Raw genomic sequence first — 223 nt, 5'->3', positions numbered from 1 at the left:
ACACCCAGCGTCGGGCGGGGATCGACGGCGGACGCACCGCCGTCCTGGAGCCGCACGAGCTGGAGGACGAGTACTTCATGCTCCGGGTCCGGGTCGACGGCGGCCAGCTCAACCTGGACCAGCTGCGGACCGTGGCCGAGATCTCCGAGCGGTACGCCCGGAACACCGCCGACATCACCGACCGGCAGAACATCCAGCTGCACTGGGTCCGCATCGAGGACGT

1 pseudogene is annotated in these 223 nt (G+C 69.5%); it reads left to right on the top strand.

The features are described from left to right. Positions 1-223: pseudogene (locus ACXN5W_RS30525) on the top strand (nitrite/sulfite reductase); the annotation flags it as partial.

The organism is Plantactinospora sp. A48 (assembly GCF_055793945.1).
The sequence above is the reverse complement of the archived record's forward strand: the minus strand, read 5'-3'. Positions and strand labels throughout refer to the sequence as shown.